General features: G+C 48.8%; 1 protein-coding gene. It reads left to right on the top strand.

The window, feature by feature from the left end; translation table 11 throughout:
- Positions 1-37: 37 nt before the first annotated feature.
- The coding region (locus E1162_RS00040) for an RraA family protein (RefSeq protein ID WP_503328165.1) at positions 38-324 on the top strand (287 nt) is incomplete at its 3' end.

Consider the following 324-nt stretch of genomic DNA (forward strand, 5'->3'; position numbering starts at 1 on the left):
AAAAACAAAGAACACTCTTCACTCTCAGGAGACCACCATGCCTAAATACTGGAGCAACGACGACGAGCTTTTCGCTCTCGCTCGCAAGGAACTGTTTGTAGCCCTCGTTGGCGACATTCTCGATACCAAAGGCTACGTCCATCAGTTTCTCGATCCGAAACTGAAGCCGATTGACGATCACATGGTTATCATTGGCCGCGCGATGCCGGTTCTGGAAGCCGACTTTTTCGGCGACAAAAACAAAGGCAACAACCCGCTTTCTGAAAAGCCGTTTGGCTACATGTTTGAAGCGCTGGATGATCTCAAAAAGAACGAGGTCTATGT

The sequence above is a fragment of the Pseudovibrio flavus genome (assembly GCF_009711345.1).
GTDB classification, from domain to species: Bacteria; Pseudomonadota; Alphaproteobacteria; order Rhizobiales; family Stappiaceae; genus Pseudovibrio; species Pseudovibrio flavus.